Consider the following 20103-nt stretch of genomic DNA (forward strand, 5'->3'; position numbering starts at 1 on the left):
GAGGATGAGGAAGATGAACTTATTTGATCTTACAGGCAAAACGGCAGTCATTATTGGCGGAAACAGCACGCTCGGCGGATCGATGGCAGTAGCGCTAGGCGGTCATGGAGCGAAAGTGGCCGTCGTTGGCCGCAATCAGGAGAAAAGCGAGCTGGTGCGTCAGAGCATTGAAGCAGCGGGCGGCGAAGCTCAATGCTTCCAAGCGGATGCGACCAAACGCGAGGATTTGGAGCTTCTTCTCAAAGAAGTGATCGCATGGTCTGGGAGCGTAGATATTCTCATGAACTGTCCCGGCAAAAATAGCGCCACGCCTTTCTTTGACATTTCCATGGAAGAATGGGATTCTATTATGGAGGTTAATTTGAAAAGCGTCGTGTTAGCCTGCCAAGTATTTGGGAAATATATGGTAGAACGAGGAGCTGGCGGCAGTATTATCAATATTTCGTCGGTTTCATCGGATCCTCCGCTTTCCCGTGTATTCACTTACTCTGCCTCCAAAGCGGCCGTCAATAACATCACGCAAAATTTGGCCCGTGAATTTGCTCCTAGCCGTGTACGCGTTAATGCGATCATTCCAGGATTTTTCCCGGCGGAGCAGAATCGTAAGATCTTATCGCCTGAGCGCATCGAATCTATCATGCGGCATACCCCTATGAATCGATTCGGTGAAGCGGCAGAGCTGCAGGGCGCAGCGGTATTTCTTGCGTCCGAACTGGCTTCCAGCTTTGTGACGGGGTCTGTGCTTAGAGTGGACGGCGGTTTCGGCGCGATGACGATTTAAGAGGAGGTTTAAATTATCCACTTTGAAAACGAAGTATTTCGAGAAGTATTTTCGGCATCGAATCTTGAACGAATCCGGGAAGTCCGGTACTCACATAGCAAATCACTATGCTCCGTTCCTCCTTCTCCGGATTTCGTCCAACCTTCTCGGTTTTGAAAGCGGACAATTTAAACTTTCAATAAAATTTATCTATCGGAAGGGTGTATGAGAGAGATGTCTAAACAACAAATTGGTGTCGTCGGTCTTGCGGTCATGGGGAAAAACCTGGCGCTGAACATCGAAAGCAGAGGATTCAGCGTATCGGTTTATAACCGTTCTTCCGAAAAAACAAAAGAGCTTCTTGCTGAAGCCCCTGGTAAAAACCTGGTAGGTACATACAGTGTTGAGGAATTCGTGCAATCGCTCGAAGTTCCGCGTAAAATTTTGATCATGGTCAAAGCGGGCGGACCTACGGACGATACAATCAACCAGCTGCTTCCTCATTTGGATAAAGGCGATATTTTGATCGATGGAGGCAATGCGTTCTTCCCGGATACGCAGCGCCGTAATAAAGAGCTCGAAGAACATGGCATCCGCTTTGTCGGTACAGGTGTTTCCGGCGGTGAAGAGGGTGCGCTTAAAGGCCCGTCTATCATGCCAGGCGGCCAAGAAGACGCATATAAATTGGTTGAGCCGATTCTTACAGCCATCTCAGCCAAAGTGAACGGCGACCCTTGCTGTACATATATCGGACCGGACGGCGCCGGTCACTATGTGAAAATGGTGCATAACGGCATCGAATACGGCGATATGCAGCTTATTTGCGAAGCTTACCAATTGCTCAAAGACGTGCTGGGCGTAAACACGGAAGAGCTTCATGAGATATTTACAGAATGGAATAACGGTGAACTCGACAGTTACCTGATCGAAATCACTAGAGATATCTTCACCAAATACGATGCTGAGACAGGCAAACCGATGGTTGATGTGATTCTTGACTCCGCAGGACAAAAGGGCACAGGAAAATGGACCAGCCAAAGCGCTTTGGATCTTGGCGTACCGCTTTCCATCATTACGGAATCCGTGTTCTCCCGTTTCATCTCGGCAATGAAAGAAGAACGCGTAGCGGCTAGCAAAGTGCTCAAAGGGCCTGCTGCTCCAGCATTTTCTGGCGATCGTAAAGCGTTTATCGAAGCTGTTCGTCAAGCGCTGTACGCAAGTAAAATTTGCTCTTATGCGCAAGGTTTCGCGCAGATGCGGGCTGCTTCTGAAGAGTATAACTGGGGATTGCAGTACGGCAACATCGCAATGATATTCCGCGGAGGTTGCATTATTCGTGCGAGATTCCTGCAAAATATCAAGGATGCATACGATCGTAATCCTGAGCTCAAAAATCTTCTTCTCGATTCTTACTTCCAAGGCGTTGTTGAGAACTATCAACAATCATGGAGACAAGTAATTGCTGAAGCGGTAACTCGCGGTATCGCGGTTCCTGCCTTTGCATCGGCGCTTGCCTACTATGACAGCTATCGTACGGAAAGACTGCCTGCGAACCTGCTGCAAGCACAACGCGATTATTTCGGCGCACACACATTCCAGCGCGTTGACAAAGAAGGATCGTTCCACTTCAACTGGATGGAAAACTAAGAGACGCTTCTATCGAACGGAAACAATGCGGCTTGCAGTGTGTTTATTCATCCTCCTGTATGCCGTACGCCGCTTCGCGCAGCCACATTTTCAGTCGATCAGCTTCTTGATCGAAGCCATTGCGCCTATGGATCAACATCATGGCGACCTCGGCAAAATACCGGAAATTTCTCATTAAGCGTGGTTGAGCAAGGCCTTGTAGTTGCGGGTCTTCTTCAGCCACTTTTTTCTTAATAAATTCCAGAATCCAGACAACATCGTCTTTGCAAAGCGGATAGCTCGGGTGCAGAATTTGTTCCAATTTGCCTTTGGTATGATTGGTATAGAGGGCAGTATGGTTCAAAGCTCCATCTCTCCTTGTCGGCATGTGGTCTTTTTCATTCTTAGCGGTTCATGCTGGAATTTATTCACACTACTATATGTTTTTTTGAAGGAATGTATTCATGACTTGACTGCATGTGGTATGATGTTGGGAAAGTTTGCATGTATAGCTTATGGGAAAAGGGGATCACAAGTGACAACAAGCAATATTGTGCTGGTGGGCTTCATGGGGACAGGCAAATCGACGGTTGGTCAAAAATTAGCTGAGCGTCTGAGCTGGACATTTCAAGATTCGGATGCGGTGGTTGAAAAAGAGCAGCAGACGACGATATCCGAATTGTTTCGCGTGCATGGGGAAGCTCATTTTCGTGTTCTGGAGAGCAAAGCGCTCGAACATATTTTAGGTCAGCAGGGTCAAATTCTAGCAACAGGCGGCGGTGCCGTTCTGGCTGAGAGCAACCGGGCTTGCATGCTGCGTCACGGTTATGTAGTTGCACTTCAGGCATCGCCGGAAACGATCATACAGCGTGTAAGGAGCGATCAGAACAGGCCACTCCTGCAAGGCAATCTGGAGGACCGTGTATATATGCTGCTCGAACAGCGAAAACATGCCTACGACTTTGCGCATACGACAATTGATACCACAGAACTTACAACGGATCAAATTGTAGAGGAAATTATTGTCAGGGCAGGGCTTAAGGAAGAGGGACAAGCCTGACGCTTAGTCCTCCCACTCCAGCATCCCGCCTGTCATATTTTTGAGGCCTTTATATCCTAGCGATTCCAAATATCCAAGCGCCCGACCGCTGCGGTTGCCGCTTCGGCATACGAGAATCACTTCTTCTGCTTGCGGGATTTCGGTGTGACGCTCCGGCAGTTGACCGAGCGGGATGTGCTTGGCACCGGGAATGGTGCCGGCGGCCACTTCTTCGTCTTCGCGAACGTCAATAATCGTCAGCTGCTCGCCGCGGCTAAGTCTTTCTTTGATTTCGGATGGTAAAATCGTATCCAAGGCAAGGCCTCCTGGCATCAAATTGGTTGGGAAGAAGTCCCATTGTAGTAATGATAGAAAGAATTAAACAAGATGTCAAACCACTGGTTAATTAGTTGCGCTTATTAGCCTTTTTTTGCAATCGTTGGAAGGGAGTGCCTAATGAATATGCTCTATATCGGCGTTGCTGGAATATTTGGTGCCCTCGCCAGATATGCGCTATCACTTGCATGGAATTCCGCATCGCCGACGGCATTTCCTTGGGGTACGCTGTTATGCAATTTTTTCGGTTGTTTGCTGTTAGGTTTTTTGGCATTTGCCGAATGGCTGCATATACCAGATAAACTTCGTATCGCTTTGACCACAGGGTTTATCGGGTCATTTACGACATTTTCCACATTCAGCTATGAAACGATCGGCATGTTGAAACAGGGACATCTTCTCCTGGCTGCAATTTATGTGTGTGGCAGTTTGTCTGGAGGGCTAGTCTTTACATGGATCGGGATGCGTTTAGGTGAGATTACCCGAACGGGAGGCAAGCCTTCATGACAGCATGGTTGTGGCCTTTATGTTTGGTAGGGATTGGCGGTTTTTTTGGTGCTATTTGCCGATTTCAGGTTGCCGGCTACGTCTCCAAAAGGTTCCCAAGTTCTATTCCGTATGGTACACTGACTGTAAATCTTGTGGGCTGTTTTCTAATCGGCTGGTTGATGAGGTATCATGAATTTGATGATTGGAAGCTGCTGATTGGGACAGGATTTTTGGGTGCTTTTACAACCTTTTCCACATTAAAGCTAGAAAGTCTAAAGCAACTGCGCACCGGGGAGATGCAGGCATGGCTGCTTTATACGTTCCTGAGCTATATCGGCGGTATTTGTTTAGCGTTCTTTGGATATTACATATAATTTATATGTTTAGGAGAGATCAATAACATGAAAGCCATTGTGAAACCGACTGCTGAGCTTCAAGGCGAAATCAACGCGTTATCTTCCAAAAACTATACGACGCGCTACCTTTTAATCGGAGCGCTTGCGAATGGGACAAGCACGATCTATTATCCCGCTCATAGTGAGGATAGTGATGCGATGCGACGCTGCGTACGCGATCTTGGAGCAATCATTGAAGAAGATGACGAGAAAATCATAATTACCGGTTTCGGCAAGCATCCGAAGCATGTCTCTGAACTTAACGTCGGTAATGCGGGTGCAGTATTGCGGTTTTTGATGTCGATAGCGGCATTTTGTCCAGATCTGACCTTTGTCAACACATATCCTGAATCGTTAGGCAAACGTCCGCACGACGATTTAATAGAAACTTTGCAACAAATGGGCATTGAGGTACAACATTCCAATGGTCGTCTTCCGATAACTATTAAAGGGGGACAACCACGAGGCGGCAAACTTACTGTTTCCGGTAATGTCAGCTCTCAGTTCTTAAGCTCTCTGTTATTTATGACGCCTCTTCTTGAAGAGGATACCGAGATCGAAGTATTGCATGATTTGAAATCCAAAATTATTGTCGGTCAAACACTGGAAGTATTAGAGCAGGCAGGAATTGTCGTTCATGCCAGCGATGATCTGATGCATTACCGTATACCGGGACGTCAGTCCTACCAAGCTAAGGAATATGTGATTCAAGGTGACTATCCGGGTTCGGCAGCGATTCTGGCAGCGGCAGCTGTCACGAATTCGGATGTGCGCGTATTGCGTCTTGAAGAGAACAGCAAGCAAGGCGAGAAGGCATGTGTGGATGTGCTTCGCGCTATGGGCGTCAATTTAACGCATGACAACGGAGTTGTTCATGTACGGGGCAATCAGAAATTAATTGCCGGAGAATTCGACGGCGATCACTTCACAGACGCTGTTCTTGCTATGGTAGCTGCAGCCGTGTTTGCTGAGGGAACCTCCCGATTCTATAATGTCGAAAATTTACGATATAAAGAGTGCGACCGGATCACCGATTATTTAAACGAACTGCGAAAAGCGGGTGCCGAAGTAGAAGAGCGCCAAAGCGAGATTATTGTTCATGGTAAACCGGATGGGGTTGAAGGCGGGGTTGAGATCAATGCGCATTTTGACCATCGCGTTATTATGGCGCTAACCGTTGTAGGACTTCGTTCGAAAAAAGGGCTCATTATTAAAGATGCCCACCACGTAGCGAAATCTTACCCGCAGTATTTTGACCATTTGCGTTCCATCGGTGCCCAGGTTGAACTTGTGAGTGATTGAGCATTCTCAAATCAACGAACGGGTGAATCAACATGAGGATTATTTGGCAAGGATTAAAGGTAACGTTTGGTATGTTTCTCGTTGCAGGACTTGTATTTGCCAGCAGTGTTTTTGCCGTATTACTGTATGCCAAAGCGACCGGTAAAGAGCAGGCCTTTTTCGCATCCGGAACTGTTTTGCCTGTTAAATCGTCGATAAAGCCAGTCCAAGTCATCGAAGCAACACCAAAGCCAGTCCGTGAAAAGCTAAAATCAGCTATGATTGATGCGCCTGTTGTTAAACAATTGCCCGAATTGCCGGCAGGGTGCGAAATAACCAGTTTGACCATGCTTCTGCAGTTCAGCGGCGTAAATAAAAATAAGATAGAGCTGGCTCACGAAATGCCGAAGGATAATACGCCTGTTTCCTTGAATACAGATGGCTCCATCGCTTACTGGGGTAATCCGAATACAGGTTTTGTCGGGGATGTGACTCGTAACCAAAGGGGCTTCGGCATTTACCATGCGGGCTTGTTCCCACTGCTAAAAGCTTACATCCCATCCGCTATAGATGTAACCGGCGAATCGTTTGATATGTATGAAGAGCAAGTGGCAAGAGGAATTCCAGTCATCGTATGGACGACGATTGATTATAATATTCCTTATAAATGGGTAACATGGGATACGCCGATTGGCCCCCTGCAGACTTCATTTGCCGAACATGCGGTTTTATTGGTAGGATATGATGAAGATAACGTCTACTTGAATGATCCGCTTAGCGGCAAAAAGCAATTAAAAGTGAATAAGGCACAGTTCATCGAAAGCTGGGCAGCAATGGGAAAACAGGGTTTGACATATCTACTCCCCATAAAGTGACGCTGGGGGCCCCAAATGAACATTAGGAGGAATGACGATGGCCTTCGAAAATCCATCCCGTGAACACATTAAGGAACTTCTGGCAGAAGCCGGCAATATTGCTGTAGTCGGATTATCCGACAATCCTGACCGCACCTCGCATATGGTCGCTGCGGCGATGCAAAAAAGAGGATACCGAATCATCCCCGTTAATCCCAACGCAACTGAAATATTAGGGGAGAAAAGCTATGCTTCGCTTAGTGAGATTCCTGAGGCTGTCGATATTGTTAATGTGTTCCGCCGCGCTGATCAAGTCGTACCAATCGCAGAAGAAGCAGCGAAGATCAAAGCCAAGGTATTCTGGCTTCAACTGGATATTGTGAATGAGGAAGCTGCCCGCATTGCCAGCGATGCAGGGCTTGAAGTGATCATGGATAGATGCATCAAAGTCGAGGATGCGATCCTTAATCCCAGGAATAATTAAACGACTCCAAATAAAAACCGCTCCACGCTTAGGAAAAGCGCGAGCGGTTTTTTAGGTTTTATTAATTAAGCTTTCAGCACGTCATGATCCACGTAACGTTCGCCGTTTATCTCGCTTATTACATTAATGGCGACTCTAGCACCATCACCTGCTGTGATGATCGTGTGCATGCTGACTCCTCCGGTTGTTCCTGCAGCCCATACGCCTTTAACGCTTGAATTTCCTTGCGAATCCACATCAATGATCGATTTGATGCGTGGCTCGGTACCGGGCTTTGTCTTGATGCCAGCAGCTTCTGCCAGCTCAACGGATAATCCTGTCGCAAGAATAATATGGCTTCCTTCGTATTCTCCATTTTCTGTTGCAATACGGAAACCGTTGCCGGATTTCTCCAATTGGGTTGCTTTGCCTTGAACGAATTCAGCACCGAATTTTGCGGCTTGCTTTTTACCGATTTCCACTAAGTCAGGACCCGTTATGGACTCCACGCCGTAATGATTTTCAATCCAAGCTCTCTTAGTAACGCTTTGATCGTTGTCAATGACAAGCGTCTTCTTGCCTGCCTTAGCTGTAAATAAAGCAGCGCTAGCACCAGTAGGACCTGCTCCAACAATAATAACATCGTAAGACATGTCGTCACTCCTCGTTATTAGAAAATGAAGTACAAGAAGATTATGGCATACTTATCTTAATATAGTCAATTTATGTGTATAAAAAGTATAGGAAATAATCCTCCGGCTGTCTTCTGAATTAAGTATCCCCAAAGGGAGATAAAGTTTGCCTTTGATAAATAAAAACGGAACTAGCGGAGAGAATAAAAAAGGCCGCAAAAAAAGGCTACATTCATGATGAAAATCAGAGGAGGATTTACACGTGTATAACACCAACTTCAGCAGCTATGGTACTTCGTCTTTTGGCCGGACACAAGGTTTACAGAGTGGCCAAAACCCAACCTCGCAATATCAAGGTATTCAGAAGCAATACCAACCGGTAGGTTTTGTTCAGTCCTTCTACGGACAAAACGCAGGACAAACGAGCCAAGGGTATGGACAAAACGTATCGCAAGTGAACCAAAACTGGGGACAAGCAACTTCTCCGGAATCTTTTCACACAGCGAACTACCGTGGTAACCAACCTGGACATGACGCTTACCAGCGTTCCGATTCTTCAACGCCTACTCAATCCAGCTTCCAAGGCGGATATTCTTCCTATAGCGGCATTAGTGCCGGCCAATATGGCAACCAGGCTCAAGCTCAACCACAATACAGCAACCAAAGCCAATCCCAATTCGGTTTCCAAAACGCTCAACAGCAATTTGCCGGCAGCCAATTCGGCAGTGCAATTCAGTCCGGTCAATCTTATGGACAAACACCGGTATCTCCGAATGCTTTCCACACAGCGAATTACCGCGGTAACCAACCTGGTCATGACGCTATATATCGTTCGGATTCCTCGAATCCAACACAAGCGTCTTTCCAACCGCAAGCAGGATTTGGTTCCCAAGGGATTTCGTCCTTTAATCCAGGACTTAATCAATTCGGACAATCCGGTCAATTCGGTTCCTCGTTTTAATATCGGAAAGTGCGCTGAAGAGCAAATAAGCAGGTCGATTGCCGACCTGCTTATTTTATTTTGACAAACAGACTGACAAGCTATACGATTTGAGTAGAAAGCTTACGCTACGAAGAAAGTTTTCTACGAAAACTCTAGGGGAGGTAGCAATCGTTTGAACTGGATGGGGAATTTACAACAGCTAGGCCGCTCTTTAATGCTGCCTACCATTGCGCTTCCTATAGCTGCTGTACTGCTTCGTCTAGGTGATTTGCCGTGGGATGCGATACATGCTTCCAGCTTCGGGGATATGCTGCTGTTAGCGGGGAATACCGTTTTTGACTATATACCGATCATTTTCGCCGTTGGAGTTGCTCTAGGTTTAACAGAGAGCGCAGGTATAGCCGGATTATCGGCGATGCTTGGCTATTTTATGTTTACCAGGCTGATCGAACACCAATTAGGAACCGATTTTCAGCTCGGGGTACCTGGCGGAATTCTGATTGGTCTTCTGTCCGCCATTATTTATCATCGCTTTAAAGAGGTAAAGCTCCCGGAATACATTCAATTTTTTGGTGGTCCCCGCATCGTTCCGCTTGTGATGGGCTTAGCTACCTTAATCGTGTCTTATATCATGATTGGCATCGGCCCTTATCTGGAAGTGGGAATGGCGAAACTGTCCGGTTGGCTTCTTGGAATGGGCGGTTTTGGCTCTTTCATATACGGAATCGCACACAGGTTGCTTGTTCCTTCAGGCTTACACCATATCTTGAACAATTTTTTCTGGTTTCAAGTGGGGGCGTACAGTACGCCAACGGGCAATATGGTTTATGGAGATCTCCCCAGGTTTTTTGCCGGAGACCCTTCAGCCGGTACTTATATGGCAGGACTTTACCCTATCATGATGTTTGCCTTGCCGGCAATCGCCTTCGCCATTATCGGTGAAGCACGGGAGGATTTGAAACCAAAGATTAAAACGACATTCCTTACCGCGGCATTGGCTTCATTTTTGACCGGTGTAACAGAGCCTATTGAATTCGCCTTTTTGTTCGTTGCACCTTATTTATTTGTGATTCACGCGATATTATCAGGCGCGGCCATGTGGATCGCTTATTATTTGAACATTCAACATGGTTTTTCGTATTCGGCCGGCGCAATCGACTATGTCATTAATCTGCACTTATCGCATCACGGTTTGCTGCTCATACCTATCGGTCTTGTGTATGGATTGCTGTACTATTTCTTATTCCGATGGGCGATTCGGAGATTTCAAATCCCGACACCCGGCAGGGAAGAGGGTTCATCATTGGAAGAATGGGCAGGAGATATCCCTTACCGTTCTCCGCTTATTTTGCAAGCACTCGGTGGGAAAGACAATATTAAGAAGATTGAAGCCTGCATAACCAGGCTGCGACTTACCCTTGTCAATGATCGTCTGATGGACATCACGGCATTACGACATTTGGGAGCGGCAGGCGTCATACGTCTTGGGGGAGGCAATGTTCAGGTCGTGTTCGGAACATTCTCTGAGCTAATTCGTGAAGAAATTATGAAAGTATTACGCAAAGACATTCATGTAGTGCTGTTCAATGCCCCTATGCAGGGCAGAATGATTCCGATTGAAGAGGTGCCGGATCGCATCTTTGCTTCTCGTTTAGTCGGTAATGGTGTCGCTTTTTTTCCGGAAAAAGGGGAGCTGGTTTCGCCGGTGGCCGGTACCATTATGCACATTTATCCGACCATGCATGCACTTGGCATTTTAACGGAAGAGGGGTTGGAAGTACTGCTTCATATTGGAATCGATACGGCAAGCTTACCGGGCAAATGCTTTACTGCGGTGGTGAAAGAAGGCGATCGCGTGGAGCCGGGGCAATTGCTCGTTAAATTCAACCTGAATAAAGTGAAAAAGTTTGCAGCATCATTGGCGACACCTATGATTATTACGAATCCGGATCTTGTGAAGTCTTGGAGTTTTGCTCCGTTTAAAGCAGTCAAAAAAGGCCAAGGTTCCGTGATGTCCGTCGTCTTAAAGCCTACTAAAACGTCGGGGGGGACAAACGGATGATCAGAGGGATAGGAGCTTCTTCGGGGATCGCAATGGGTAAAGCATTCGTCATCCCAACCTGGGAGTGGGATTTTCCGGAGAAAATGATTGACGTGACGGATCTGGCCTATGAATTCGAACGTCTGTATGATGGCATCAGATCTTCCAAAGATGAGCTGGAACTCATCAAACAGGAAATTAAAGAAGTCGTCGGACAGGACCAATCCTATATTTTTGATGCGCATTTAGCGATTTTGGAAGACCCGATTTTCATGAATGAAATCCAAGGCATCATCGAGCTGCAATATAAGGCGGCGGAAGTCGCAGTGAAAGAAGTGATTGATAAGTTCGTCGGCATGTTCAATCTCATTGACGATGAATACATGAAAGAACGGGCGCTTGATATCAAGGATGTCGGGAACAGGCTGCTTAAGCATCTTCTGGGCGATACCAGCTCGAATGTTCCACCGGTTGATCATCCGTATATTCTGGTGGCTAAAGAACTGACGCCTTCGCAGCTGGCTCATCTGGATCCGGGTAAAGTGCTTGGTCTGCTTACGATTCTCGGCGGAACGCATTCCCATGTGTCCATCATGGCCAGAGCGATGTCCGTTCCTTATGTACTGGGTTTGGAGGGCAAGCTGCTTAGACCGATCCAGAACGGTGATTTTCTTATCATTGACGGTCAGGAAGGCACGCTCTATATTAATCCCGATCAATCAACCATTGAGCGTTATAAAGCGCGGAAACGTAATTGGCTTGAATTCAAAGAAAGCTTGCAGGAAATTGCGGATGTCGTTCCAATGACCTTGGATCACAAACTTGTGAATCTTCATGCGAATATGAATTCTGTGATGGAGATTGACCAAGTTCTGCGCAACGGAGCCTCGGGCGTAGGGCTGTTTCGAACAGAGTATTTGTACATGGATCGCGATTCGCTGCCAAGCGAGGACGAGCAATTTGAAGTGTACCGCCACGCGGTAAAGCAATTGCAAGGCAAACCGATCATCATACGAACGCTCGATATCGGCGGCGATAAGAAGCTGGACTATTTGCCGCTCGCCAAGGAGGATAATCCATTTCTGGGTTACCGGGCCATCCGTATCTCGCTGGACCGCAAAGATTTGTTTATGACCCAGCTTAAAGCGATACTAAGAGCAAGCAGCTATGGTTCGGTTAAGATCATGTATCCGATGGTGACCTCGCTCAGTGAAGTGCGTCAAGCGAAAGCGATGCTGGAAGAGGCTAAGCAGGAGTTAAGCGCGAAAGGGATTCCCTATAACGCATCCATTGAGGTCGGATTAACCATTGAGGTTCCGGCTGCGGCGCTAATAGCGGACGTATTGGCGAGCGAAGTGAACTTCATCAGCATAGGCACGAACGATCTTGTCCAGTATGTGTTAGCTGTAGATCGCATGAACGAGAGCATCGCGCATTTATATGATCCTTATCATCCCGCGGTTATTCGACTATTGAAACATGTCATAGATTCAGCCAAAAGCGTCGGTATTCCGGTTGGCGTGTGCGGAGAGATGGCCGGGGATATCCGGGCTCTGCCGATCTGGCTTGGCCTTGGCATTGAGGAGCTCAGCATTTCCGTACAAACGCTGCTTCAGGTCAAACACCGTTTGTTGACAAGCGATGCAGCCAAGTGCAAAGAGCTCGTAGATCAAATCTTAACATGCAAAACAAGCGAACAAATTACGGAATTGCTTGCTCTGAACGAACAAGCAGATGAATCGAAAGCAGCTTATGTATCCGATGCCGGTTATACTGGCGAATAAATAACCCCACAAAGTGACGTTAAACTCTGAAGCATATTTTCGTCCGCATCGAGTCAAAGACTTGATCGGCGTCTAAACACACTACTTAAAGCGGTCATTCTTCCCGAATTGCTTCGATAAGAGTTTAGACATTACTTTGCGGGGGGCCCCAATGAACATTAGGAGGGAAATGAAATGGAATTAACAGGTAAAAAGGTGTTAGCGTTTGTTGATGAGGAATTTGAAGATCTGGAAATGTGGTATCCGGTTCTGCGACTAAGAGAGTCTGGAGCTGAAGTTGATATCGTCGGACCAAAGGCGAAGACCGTTTATCATGGCAAATATGGTGTTCCTATTACGACGGATTACGCATTTGACGAGGTTAAATCGTCAGATTATATAGGTCTCTATGTGCCTGGAGGCTGGGCGCCCGATAAGCTTCGCCGCTACCCCGATGTACTCCGCCTTACGCAGGAGTTCCACGCCGCTGCAAAGCCGATTGCACAAATCTGCCATGCCGGTTGGGTGCTGATTTCAGCCAAAATCGTAAAAGGCTACACACTGACTTCAACGCCAGGCATTCGTGACGACATCGAAAATGCGGGAGCCACATGGGTAGATGAGGAAGTGGTTGTGGATCGGAACATCATTTCCGGGCGTCGCCCGCCGGATCTTCCCGCGTTTTCCAAACGTTTTGTGGATGAGCTAGCAAAGTACGACAAATAGAAGGAAAATCAGCATCCGTCTTCCATAGGTGGCAAAAACTACTACTTATAATCCGGAAGGAAATCGACCGATATAGTAGAATATCATAGTACAAGCAAAGCGAGTACAGGCCGCCTGTCATGAAGGAGTGTTTAGGATGCAAAAGTATTGCAAGTGCGGACGCACGATGAACCTTCGTCTGCGTACGGTGATTTATCAAAATAAAGTCGACATTGAAAATGTGCCTATCTACTCATGTGAAGCATGCGGCAGAAGCGAAGTAGTCCCCCATGTCAAACCCGAATTGACCAGTTTGATCGGCAAGCTGGGGAGTAAACCTGAGAAGCAGCAATTCTTTTTTCATGAACTATCGGAAATCGCCTATTTGCTGCTCAAAGTGACGGAAAAAGAGCACATGAATGATTCTATGGAAAAAATCGTTGAAGAACGCATCAACGAGCTTCTGGACATCCTGCTGCTGGCCCAATCGCTTGGTGACGAGCCTTGGACGGAAGAAATCCGCAAACGGTTATCGCAAATTACGCAGAGTACAATCTCGACTTAGACGTACATAGCCAATCTCCTTGGAGGTTGGCTTTTGTTCTACGCACGGCTGCATTTGAAAATGATTATGAAAATCTGTACAATTATTTTCAAAGCATTTTCAATATTCATTGCAAGATGCCTAAATTTGTCGTATCATAACTGTAATATGCTAGGATCGCAGAATACTTTTGAATATGGAGAGAGTAACCGTGACCGTAACCATTTATGATGTAGCTAGAGAAGCAGGAGTTTCGATGGCGACCGTTTCCAGGGTTGTCAATAACAATCCGAACGTAAAGCCGCAGACGCGTAAAAAAGTTTTTGAAGCGATTGAACGGCTCGGTTACCGCCCAAATGCGGTGGCGAGAGGTCTTGCCAGCAAGAAAACGACAACGGTCGGCGTTGTCATTCCGGATATTTCCAACTCTATTTTTGCCGAAGTGGCACGTGGAATTGAAGATATCGCGAATATGTATCATTACAATATCATTTTGAGTAATGCGGATAAGAAGAAAGAAAAAGAAATTCGTGTTATCAATACGTTACTTGAAAAACAGGTTGATGGCCTGTTGTTCATGGGCGGCATCGTCACAGAGGATCATATTCAAGCATTCCGTACGTCATCCGTACCTGTTGTACTGTGTGGAACGAAAGATGAGAACAACACGATGCCTTCCGTCGATATCGATCACGAGAAAGCGGCGCTCGATGCTGTGAATGTGTTGATTGCCAGTGGTCACCGTGATATCGCAATGATTTCCGGTACACTGCAGGATCCAGCGAACGGCTATGCTCGTTATCAAGGCTATAAGAAAGCTTTGGAAGCAGCAGGTATCTCCGTTCGTGATGAGTATGTACGTGTCGGGAACTACCGTTACGAATCCAGTGTGGATGCCGTCAAACATTTTCTGGAGCTATCGCCTAGACCGACAGCGATCTTCTCGGCTACAGACGAGATGGCAATCGGAGCCATCCATACGATTCAAGATAATGGCCTGAGAGTTCCTCAAGATATCGCCGTCATCAGTGTGGATAACATCCGTATGGCTTCCATGGTAAGACCGACATTAACGACCGTTGCTCAACCTATGTATGACATCGGCGCCGTGTCTATGCGTCTCCTGACCAAGCTGATGAACAAAGAGTCGACTGACAATATGCAGGTTATTTTGCCGCATGAGATCATTAACCGTCAATCTGTGGCTCAGTCTTAAGGAATCTGCCGCATGATCAACAACCTCTAGACGCGGTCGCTTATGAGTAGGCGACATCGCTAGAGGTTTTCTCATTTAAAGAAGGAAAGAGGATTGCCGAACATGACTTGGAACAAAATTGCGCTCATCGGAGCGATGAATGAAGAAATAGAGCTGCTGCTCTCTCACATGAGCGGTGTGAAGGAAACCGGTAAAGCGGGAATTACGTTCCGTGAAGGCGAATACTTCGGTAAACAAGTAGTCGTATGCAGAACCGGCGTGGGCAAAGTGAATGCGGCTGTGACGACGCAAATCCTGATTGCTGAATTTGGAGTAGAGGCTATCATCTTTACCGGTGTAGCCGGGGCTCTTGATCCGGCATTGAACATCGGCGACATCGTCGTGTCGAGCGAATGCTTGCAGCATGATATGGATGTTACCGCGCTTGGTTTTCCGCGTGGCGTCATTCCATACGAAGCTAAATCCACATATGAAGCGAATGGGAAACTGGTTGAACTCGCCGTGGCATCGGGAGAAAAACTGTTTGCCGGCAAAGTGAAGCTGGGAAGGGTGTTATCCGGCGATCAGTTTATTGCCAATCGTGAAGTCGTTGCTCAACTCCACCAAGAACTTGATGGCGTTTGTGTAGAGATGGAAGGTGCCTCCGTGGCTCAGGTATGCTCCATGCATCATATTCCCTTCGTGGTAATCCGCTCCATGTCCGATAAAGCGGATGGTTCGGCACATGTGAACTTTGCTGAGTTCACGGTGCAAGCTTCGGAGAATTCTTATAAAATGGTTGAGGATATCGTGAAACAACTATAGAGATAAAGAAAAGCTCAGGACATGCCGGTTTGGCAGTGGTCCTGAGCTTTTTTTTGTATCAAAGATAAGAAAGTATAAAATTTGAGGAGTCCGAACCCAGTTCCCACCCCATGCGCAAGCGTATCGCTTTGCTGTTCCGGGAATAAAGGTTGCATCTTAAATAAATATTACAGCAAAATGTGCCTGTTTTTTTGCCGATTATGCAAGAATAGACGATCAGTATGCAAAAAGTACCGTGAATAATAGCTCGCTTATTTCAAATACATCATGGCAATCTCTTTCGTTTGCCGATTTTTCTCTGTGATCACTTGGCGCCTTGGAATCGGCGCCCAGGCGTCAACGGGGTCCAGCCACGTATCAGGCAGCTGGACCGGGCTCTTGCCCTGCCAGGCGTCCAGCCACGCCTGGGGCAGCCTCAGCTGATGCTGCGCATCCAGCTGCTGTATGACGGCCTGCTCGCTCATCACGAGCCAGAGCAGGCTCCAGGCCCTTGGTACGACGCGCCAGATGTCGTACCCTCCGCCCCCGAGCGCAATCCACCGACCTTCGCACCACCGGTGCGCAAGGGAGTGGATCAGCTCGGGCATGGCCTTGTACACGCGCATGGAGCAGTGTACATGCGCGAGAGGGTCGTAGGCGTGGGCGTCGCACCCATGCTGCGAGACAATGACGTCCGGACGGAAGCGGGCGACGGTCTCGGTCAGCACCTCACCGAAGCACTCCAGCCACGATTCATCCTCGGTGTAAGGCTCCACCGGGATGTTAATGCTCGTGCCGAATGCATCGCCTTCGCCCCGTTCGTTCACGGCGCCCGTGCCGGGGAATAAATATTTCCCCGTCTCGTGAATGGACATCGTGCATACCTGGGGATCGGCGTAGAAGGCCCACTGCACGCCATCCCCATGATGCACGTCCGTATCGACGTACAGCACCTTCGCGCCGTACGTCTCTTTGGCATGCGCAATCGCCGCCGAGGCGTCGTTGTAGACGCAAAAGCCCGCACCCTTGCTGCGCAGGGCGTGGTGCAGCCCGCCGCCCAGATGGAGGGCGTGCGGGGCGGCGCCGGACATCACCAGCTCCGCTGCGGTGATGGAGCCGCCAACGACTTTCGCCGTGATCTCGTGCATCCCGGCGAAGTACGGCGTGTCGTCGGTATCGAGGCCGAAGCGTGCCGCTTCCCGGACCCAGCGATCCTCCGGAACGGCGCAGCTAAGCGCTTTCACAGCTTCGATGTAAGCGGGTGCATGAACCTGCAGCAGCTCCGCATCCGTAGCTGGCCGAGGCAGCCTCAGCGCGCCATCCGGGAGCGCGCCGGCTTTGCGAAGCAGGTCAACGGTCATGAGGAGCCGGTCTTGATTGAAAGGGTGATCTTCGTTAAATCTATATTTAATTTCCTGAACATCGTAGATGAAGACGGGACTAGATTGTTTCATTTTCATATCCAATACTCCCCCAAGACTCGCAAACAATGCTTAATTAAACTGACGATGGCTCTTCGGAACGATCAATACATGAAGCGCTGCTGAAAACGAATGCGGTCGAATTGCTCGACGGAGGAGAGCGGCACTTTTTTGCCGATCCGAACCATCAGGCAGTTAGCCGGATGTGAGCAAATCTCGGGATCATCGGTTGCGAACCAGACCATATCGACGCATTTCATCAGCTTTTCCATCATCTGACGATATTCCCAGACGGTTAAACCGCTTGTTTCCAGGTCCCAATGCCAGTAATACTCCGTTGTGAAGCAAATTACATTCTCGAGTTGCTCGTCTTCAAAAGCAAGGCGGATCATCTTTTTGCCTAAGCCAACGGAACGATAATCGTCGGCAACTTCAATAGCGCCAAGCTCGATTAAATCCTGCATATGGCCCTGCGACCACCGTTCAATTTCGTCAGGATAATGAAAAGTGACATAACCGACGATCGTTGAGCCGTCACGTGCCAATATAATGCGGCCTTCCGGCAGCCGGGCAATTTCGATTAAAGCCTCAAGCTGCTCTTTGGGTTTGCGAAAGGCATCCAGTTTGACGTGCATCGTAAGATCCTGCAAGCTCTCCGGCGAAACAGGGCCTTCAATGACGATTTCGGGTTGGTTCGGAGCAGCGCGAAAGCTGTGCGAGTGATACCTCTTGATATGCTGCATAACCTTAGCTCTCCTTTTAAAAAACAGCATGTTGAAGTTTTCCTTTTCCAAATAAGGTCATAGAATATATTACCACAATAGAAAGTATAAAGTTTAGATTTCATGAAAACAACTTTCAAAGAAGAGGTTTGCTCATTAAAGTAACTGGAAATAAATGCGTATTTGGGCATAGGCGAAAATTTCACTATATGATATAATAGAATATGTCAAAAAGTGATCACATTTTGCGTGAAAAAGTCACTAAAATGAAAGCGTTTTAAAACTGTGAGGAGGGTTTTACGAACATGGAGGAAATGAAAGTCGAACTCATTGAAGCGGTATCCCCTAACCCGAACATGAAAAATTATGAGCAAACTCGTGCGGAGTTTGATTGGAAAGAAATCGAACAAAGTTTTTCCTGGTCTGAAACCGGTAAAATCAACTTGGCTTATGAAGCGATTGATCGTCACGCGGATTCTTCCAAAAAGGACAAGATTGCCCTGTACTACAGTGACAATCAGCGCGAGGAAGCAATTACCTTCGCACAAATGAAAGCGAAATCAAATCAGTTTGGTAACGTGCTGCGCAATTTGGGCGTTAGCAAAGGAGAGCGCGTTTTTATTTTCATGCCCCGTACACCGGAACTGTATTATGCGCTTCTAGGTACGATCAAAGTTGGGGCAGTCGTAGGTCCATTGTTCGAAGCTTTTATGGAAACGGCGGTCAAGGATCGCTTGGAAGACAGCGCAGCGGTTGCGATCGTCACAACGCCAAGCTTATTGTCCCGCGTTCCTGTCAGTGAACTTCCTCATTTGAAACACGTCATTCTAGTTGGTCAAGATATCGAGCTTGGCGAGGGTCAAGTGGATTTCTTCAAGCAAATGGAGGGAGCTTCTACGGATCTGGACATAGAGTGGGTCGATCGTGAAGACGGATTGATCATTCATTACACATCCGGATCAACGGGCAAGCCAAAAGGTGTCTTCCATGTGCACAACGCCATGCTGCAGCACTATTTTACCGGAAAAATTGTACTGGATCTGCAAGAAGATGATATCTACTGGTGTACGGCAGATCCAGGCTGGGTCACTGGCACTTCGTATGGTATCTTCGCACCTTGGTTGAATGGGGCTACGAATGTCATTCGTGGCGGACGATTCAGTCCTCAAGATTGGTATAATACGATTCAAAAATATGGAGTGACCGTTTGGTACAGCGCTCCGACGGCATTCCGCATGCTGATGGGCGCAGGTGACGAGGTCGTTAAACAGTTCGATCTTTCCTCGCTTCGTCACGTCCTGAGCGTGGGCGAACCGCTCAATCCGGAAGTTGTTCGTTGGGGACTTAAAGTATATAACCAACGTATCCATGATACATGGTGGATGACGGAAACAGGCGGACAATTGATTTGTAATTATCCTTCCATGACAATTAAGCCAGGCTCGATGGGCCGTCCGATTCCAGGTGTGGAAGCCGCGATCATCGATGATGCCGGCAACGTTCTTCCTCCATACCGGATGGGGAATTTGGCAATCAAAACCCCTTGGCCGTCCATGATGCGTAAAATTTGGAACAATCCGGCCAAATACGAAGAGTATTTCCGTCTAACGGGCTGGTATGTATCCGGAGACTCCGCTTATCAGGATGAAGATGGATATTTCTGGTTCCAAGGTCGTGTGGACGACGTAATCAATACGTCCGGCGAGCGCGTAGGACCGTTTGAGGTCGAGAGCAAGCTTGTTGAGCATCCGGCCGTCGCAGAAGCTGGCGTAATCGGTAAGCCTGACCCGATGCGCGGCGAAATCATTAAAGCTTTCATCGCCCTGCGCGAAGGATTCACTCCATCAGATGAGCTGAAAGCGGATATTTCCAAATTCGTTAAAGAAGGCCTTTCTGCGCATGCAGCGCCTCGGGAGATCGAATTTAAAGATAAGCTGCCGAAGACGCGCAGCGGTAAAATTATGCGCCGTGTCTTGAAAGCATGGGAGCTCAACTTGCCGACAGGAGATTTGTCCACGATCGAAGATTAAAAGCAATCGAATCGGATAATCAAGCAAGCCCTCTTTTTTCCGCATCTTGCGGTAGAAAGA

At 47.7% G+C, this 20103-nt stretch carries 21 protein-coding genes; 16 read left to right on the forward strand and 5 right to left on the reverse strand.

Annotated elements, in window-relative coordinates; all coding sequences use genetic code 11:
* The first annotated feature begins 13 nt into the window (after positions 1-13).
* Positions 14-781, forward strand: a complete 768-nt coding sequence (locus ICC18_RS03980) for an SDR family oxidoreductase (RefSeq protein ID WP_188173057.1) — start codon at positions 14-16, stop codon at positions 779-781.
* A 213-nt stretch (positions 782-994) separates the two neighbouring features.
* The gene (gene gnd / locus ICC18_RS03985) at positions 995-2407 is read left to right on the forward strand and encodes an NADP-dependent phosphogluconate dehydrogenase (protein ID WP_188173058.1); all 1413 of its coding nucleotides are present in this window, start codon (positions 995-997) and stop codon (positions 2405-2407) included.
* A 43-nt stretch (positions 2408-2450) separates the two neighbouring features.
* Here gnd and ICC18_RS03990 read toward each other — a convergent pair whose 3' ends face one another.
* Positions 2451-2774: a hypothetical protein gene (locus tag ICC18_RS03990; RefSeq protein ID WP_376745599.1), complete on the reverse strand. Its 324-nt coding sequence runs from the start codon at positions 2772-2774 to the stop codon at positions 2451-2453.
* A 147-nt stretch (positions 2775-2921) separates the two neighbouring features.
* Between ICC18_RS03990 and ICC18_RS03995 the strand changes: the two genes are divergently transcribed.
* Positions 2922-3446: a shikimate kinase gene (locus tag ICC18_RS03995; RefSeq protein WP_312029475.1), complete on the forward strand. Its 525-nt coding sequence runs from the start codon at positions 2922-2924 to the stop codon at positions 3444-3446.
* A 3-nt stretch (positions 3447-3449) separates the two neighbouring features.
* Here the strand turns inward: ICC18_RS03995 and ICC18_RS04000 are convergent, their stop codons facing one another.
* Positions 3450-3740 carry a rhodanese-like domain-containing protein gene (locus ICC18_RS04000; RefSeq protein WP_376745600.1) on the reverse strand — a complete coding sequence of 97 codons (291 nt, stop codon included), beginning with the start codon at positions 3738-3740 and terminating at the stop codon, positions 3450-3452.
* 141 nt (positions 3741-3881) lie between these two features.
* Between ICC18_RS04000 and crcB (ICC18_RS04005) the strand changes: the two genes are divergently transcribed.
* From crcB (ICC18_RS04005) to ICC18_RS04025, 5 genes are read left to right on the forward strand one after another with little or no spacing between them, the layout of a single operon-like run.
* Complete coding sequence (gene crcB, locus ICC18_RS04005; RefSeq protein ID WP_188173060.1) at positions 3882-4268, forward strand: fluoride efflux transporter CrcB; 387 nt, start codon at positions 3882-3884, stop codon at positions 4266-4268.
* Positions 4265-4624, forward strand: coding sequence for a fluoride efflux transporter CrcB (gene crcB, locus ICC18_RS04010; RefSeq protein WP_188173061.1), 360 nt, complete (start codon positions 4265-4267; stop codon positions 4622-4624). The genes crcB (ICC18_RS04005) and crcB (ICC18_RS04010) overlap by 4 nt, the downstream gene beginning before the upstream one ends.
* A gap of 27 nt (positions 4625-4651) precedes the next feature.
* Positions 4652-5947 (forward strand): 3-phosphoshikimate 1-carboxyvinyltransferase, encoded by a 1296-nt coding sequence (gene aroA, locus ICC18_RS04015; RefSeq protein ID WP_188173062.1) that lies wholly within the window; start codon positions 4652-4654, stop codon positions 5945-5947.
* Between the two features lie 32 nt (positions 5948-5979).
* Positions 5980-6801, forward strand: coding sequence for a C39 family peptidase (locus ICC18_RS04020; protein WP_188173063.1), 822 nt, complete (start codon positions 5980-5982; stop codon positions 6799-6801).
* 37 nt (positions 6802-6838) lie between these two features.
* Positions 6839-7264 carry a CoA-binding protein gene (locus tag ICC18_RS04025; protein ID WP_188173064.1) on the forward strand — a complete coding sequence of 142 codons (426 nt, stop codon included), beginning with the start codon at positions 6839-6841 and terminating at the stop codon, positions 7262-7264.
* 65 nt (positions 7265-7329) lie between these two features.
* On the opposite strand, the gene ICC18_RS04030 is transcribed toward ICC18_RS04025, so the two are convergent.
* Complete coding sequence (locus ICC18_RS04030) at positions 7330-7896, reverse strand: NAD(P)/FAD-dependent oxidoreductase (RefSeq protein ID WP_188173065.1); 567 nt, start codon at positions 7894-7896, stop codon at positions 7330-7332.
* Between the two features lie 241 nt (positions 7897-8137).
* Between ICC18_RS04030 and ICC18_RS04035 the strand changes: the two genes are divergently transcribed.
* The 7 genes from ICC18_RS04035 (at position 8138) to ICC18_RS04065 (ending at position 15891) form a co-directional block, all read left to right on the forward strand.
* Positions 8138-8836, forward strand: coding sequence for a hypothetical protein (locus tag ICC18_RS04035; protein WP_188173066.1), 699 nt, complete (start codon positions 8138-8140; stop codon positions 8834-8836).
* Between the two features lie 154 nt (positions 8837-8990).
* Complete coding sequence (locus tag ICC18_RS04040; RefSeq protein WP_188173067.1) at positions 8991-10880, forward strand: glucose PTS transporter subunit IIA; 1890 nt, start codon at positions 8991-8993, stop codon at positions 10878-10880.
* Entirely contained in the window at positions 10877-12643 is a 1767-nt protein-coding gene (ptsP, locus tag ICC18_RS04045) for a phosphoenolpyruvate--protein phosphotransferase (RefSeq protein WP_188173068.1), read from the forward strand. The genes ICC18_RS04040 and ptsP overlap by 4 nt, the downstream gene beginning before the upstream one ends.
* 174 nt (positions 12644-12817) lie before the next feature.
* Positions 12818-13348 (forward strand): type 1 glutamine amidotransferase domain-containing protein, encoded by a 531-nt coding sequence (locus ICC18_RS04050; protein ID WP_188173069.1) that lies wholly within the window; start codon positions 12818-12820, stop codon positions 13346-13348.
* Positions 13349-13484: 136 nt separating this feature from the next.
* Positions 13485-13892, forward strand: coding sequence for a hypothetical protein (locus ICC18_RS04055; protein WP_188173070.1), 408 nt, complete (start codon positions 13485-13487; stop codon positions 13890-13892).
* A 190-nt stretch (positions 13893-14082) separates the two neighbouring features.
* On the forward strand, positions 14083-15087 hold the full coding sequence (gene ccpA, locus ICC18_RS04060) for a catabolite control protein A (RefSeq protein WP_188173071.1): 1005 nt from the start codon (positions 14083-14085) through the stop codon (positions 15085-15087).
* Between the two features lie 102 nt (positions 15088-15189).
* Positions 15190-15891 (forward strand): 5'-methylthioadenosine/adenosylhomocysteine nucleosidase, encoded by a 702-nt coding sequence (locus ICC18_RS04065; RefSeq protein WP_188173072.1) that lies wholly within the window; start codon positions 15190-15192, stop codon positions 15889-15891.
* A 251-nt stretch (positions 15892-16142) separates the two neighbouring features.
* On the opposite strand, the gene ICC18_RS04070 is transcribed toward ICC18_RS04065, so the two are convergent.
* Positions 16143-17324 carry an acetoin utilization protein AcuC gene (locus ICC18_RS04070; protein WP_188173226.1) on the reverse strand — a complete coding sequence of 394 codons (1182 nt, stop codon included), beginning with the start codon at positions 17322-17324 and terminating at the stop codon, positions 16143-16145.
* Positions 17325-17395: 71 nt separating this feature from the next.
* A complete protein-coding gene (locus ICC18_RS04075) occupies positions 17396-18034 on the reverse strand; it encodes a GNAT family N-acetyltransferase (RefSeq protein ID WP_188173073.1) in 639 nt (212 codons plus the stop codon).
* A gap of 284 nt (positions 18035-18318) precedes the next feature.
* On the opposite strand from ICC18_RS04075, the gene acsA reads away from it, so the two are divergent.
* Positions 18319-20043: an acetate--CoA ligase gene (gene acsA, locus ICC18_RS04080; protein ID WP_188173074.1), complete on the forward strand. Its 1725-nt coding sequence runs from the start codon at positions 18319-18321 to the stop codon at positions 20041-20043.
* The last annotated feature ends 60 nt before the right edge of the window (positions 20044-20103 follow it).

Source organism: Paenibacillus sedimenti, from assembly GCF_014534655.1.
In the GTDB taxonomy this organism is placed as follows: domain Bacteria; phylum Bacillota; class Bacilli; order Paenibacillales; family NBRC-103111; genus Paenibacillus_E; species Paenibacillus_E sedimenti.

Excerpts from the sequence above, each read along its gene's own strand:
- ICC18_RS03980 (WP_188173057.1), top strand. The coding sequence starts at position 14 with ATGAACTTATTTGATCTTACAGGCAAAACGGCAGTCATTATTGGCGGA.
- gnd (WP_188173058.1), top strand. The coding sequence starts at position 995 with ATGTCTAAACAACAAATTGGTGTCGTCGGTCTTGCGGTCATGGGGAAA.
- ICC18_RS03990 (WP_376745599.1), bottom strand. The coding sequence starts at position 2,774 with ATGCCGACAAGGAGAGATGGAGCTTTGAACCATACTGCCCTCTATACC.
- crcB (WP_188173060.1), top strand. The coding sequence starts at position 3,882 with ATGAATATGCTCTATATCGGCGTTGCTGGAATATTTGGTGCCCTCGCC.
- crcB (WP_188173061.1), top strand. The coding sequence starts at position 4,265 with ATGACAGCATGGTTGTGGCCTTTATGTTTGGTAGGGATTGGCGGTTTT.
- aroA (WP_188173062.1), top strand. The coding sequence starts at position 4,652 with ATGAAAGCCATTGTGAAACCGACTGCTGAGCTTCAAGGCGAAATCAAC.
- ICC18_RS04020 (WP_188173063.1), top strand. The coding sequence starts at position 5,980 with ATGAGGATTATTTGGCAAGGATTAAAGGTAACGTTTGGTATGTTTCTC.
- ICC18_RS04025 (WP_188173064.1), top strand. The coding sequence starts at position 6,839 with ATGGCCTTCGAAAATCCATCCCGTGAACACATTAAGGAACTTCTGGCA.
- ICC18_RS04030 (WP_188173065.1), bottom strand. The coding sequence starts at position 7,896 with ATGTCTTACGATGTTATTATTGTTGGAGCAGGTCCTACTGGTGCTAGC.
- ptsP (WP_188173068.1), top strand. The coding sequence starts at position 10,877 with ATGATCAGAGGGATAGGAGCTTCTTCGGGGATCGCAATGGGTAAAGCA.
- ICC18_RS04050 (WP_188173069.1), top strand. The coding sequence starts at position 12,818 with ATGGAATTAACAGGTAAAAAGGTGTTAGCGTTTGTTGATGAGGAATTT.
- ICC18_RS04055 (WP_188173070.1), top strand. The coding sequence starts at position 13,485 with ATGCAAAAGTATTGCAAGTGCGGACGCACGATGAACCTTCGTCTGCGT.
- ICC18_RS04065 (WP_188173072.1), top strand. The coding sequence starts at position 15,190 with ATGACTTGGAACAAAATTGCGCTCATCGGAGCGATGAATGAAGAAATA.
- ICC18_RS04070 (WP_188173226.1), bottom strand. The coding sequence starts at position 17,324 with ATGAAACAATCTAGTCCCGTCTTCATCTACGATGTTCAGGAAATTAAA.
- ICC18_RS04075 (WP_188173073.1), bottom strand. The coding sequence starts at position 18,034 with ATGCAGCATATCAAGAGGTATCACTCGCACAGCTTTCGCGCTGCTCCG.
- acsA (WP_188173074.1), top strand. The coding sequence starts at position 18,319 with ATGGAGGAAATGAAAGTCGAACTCATTGAAGCGGTATCCCCTAACCCG.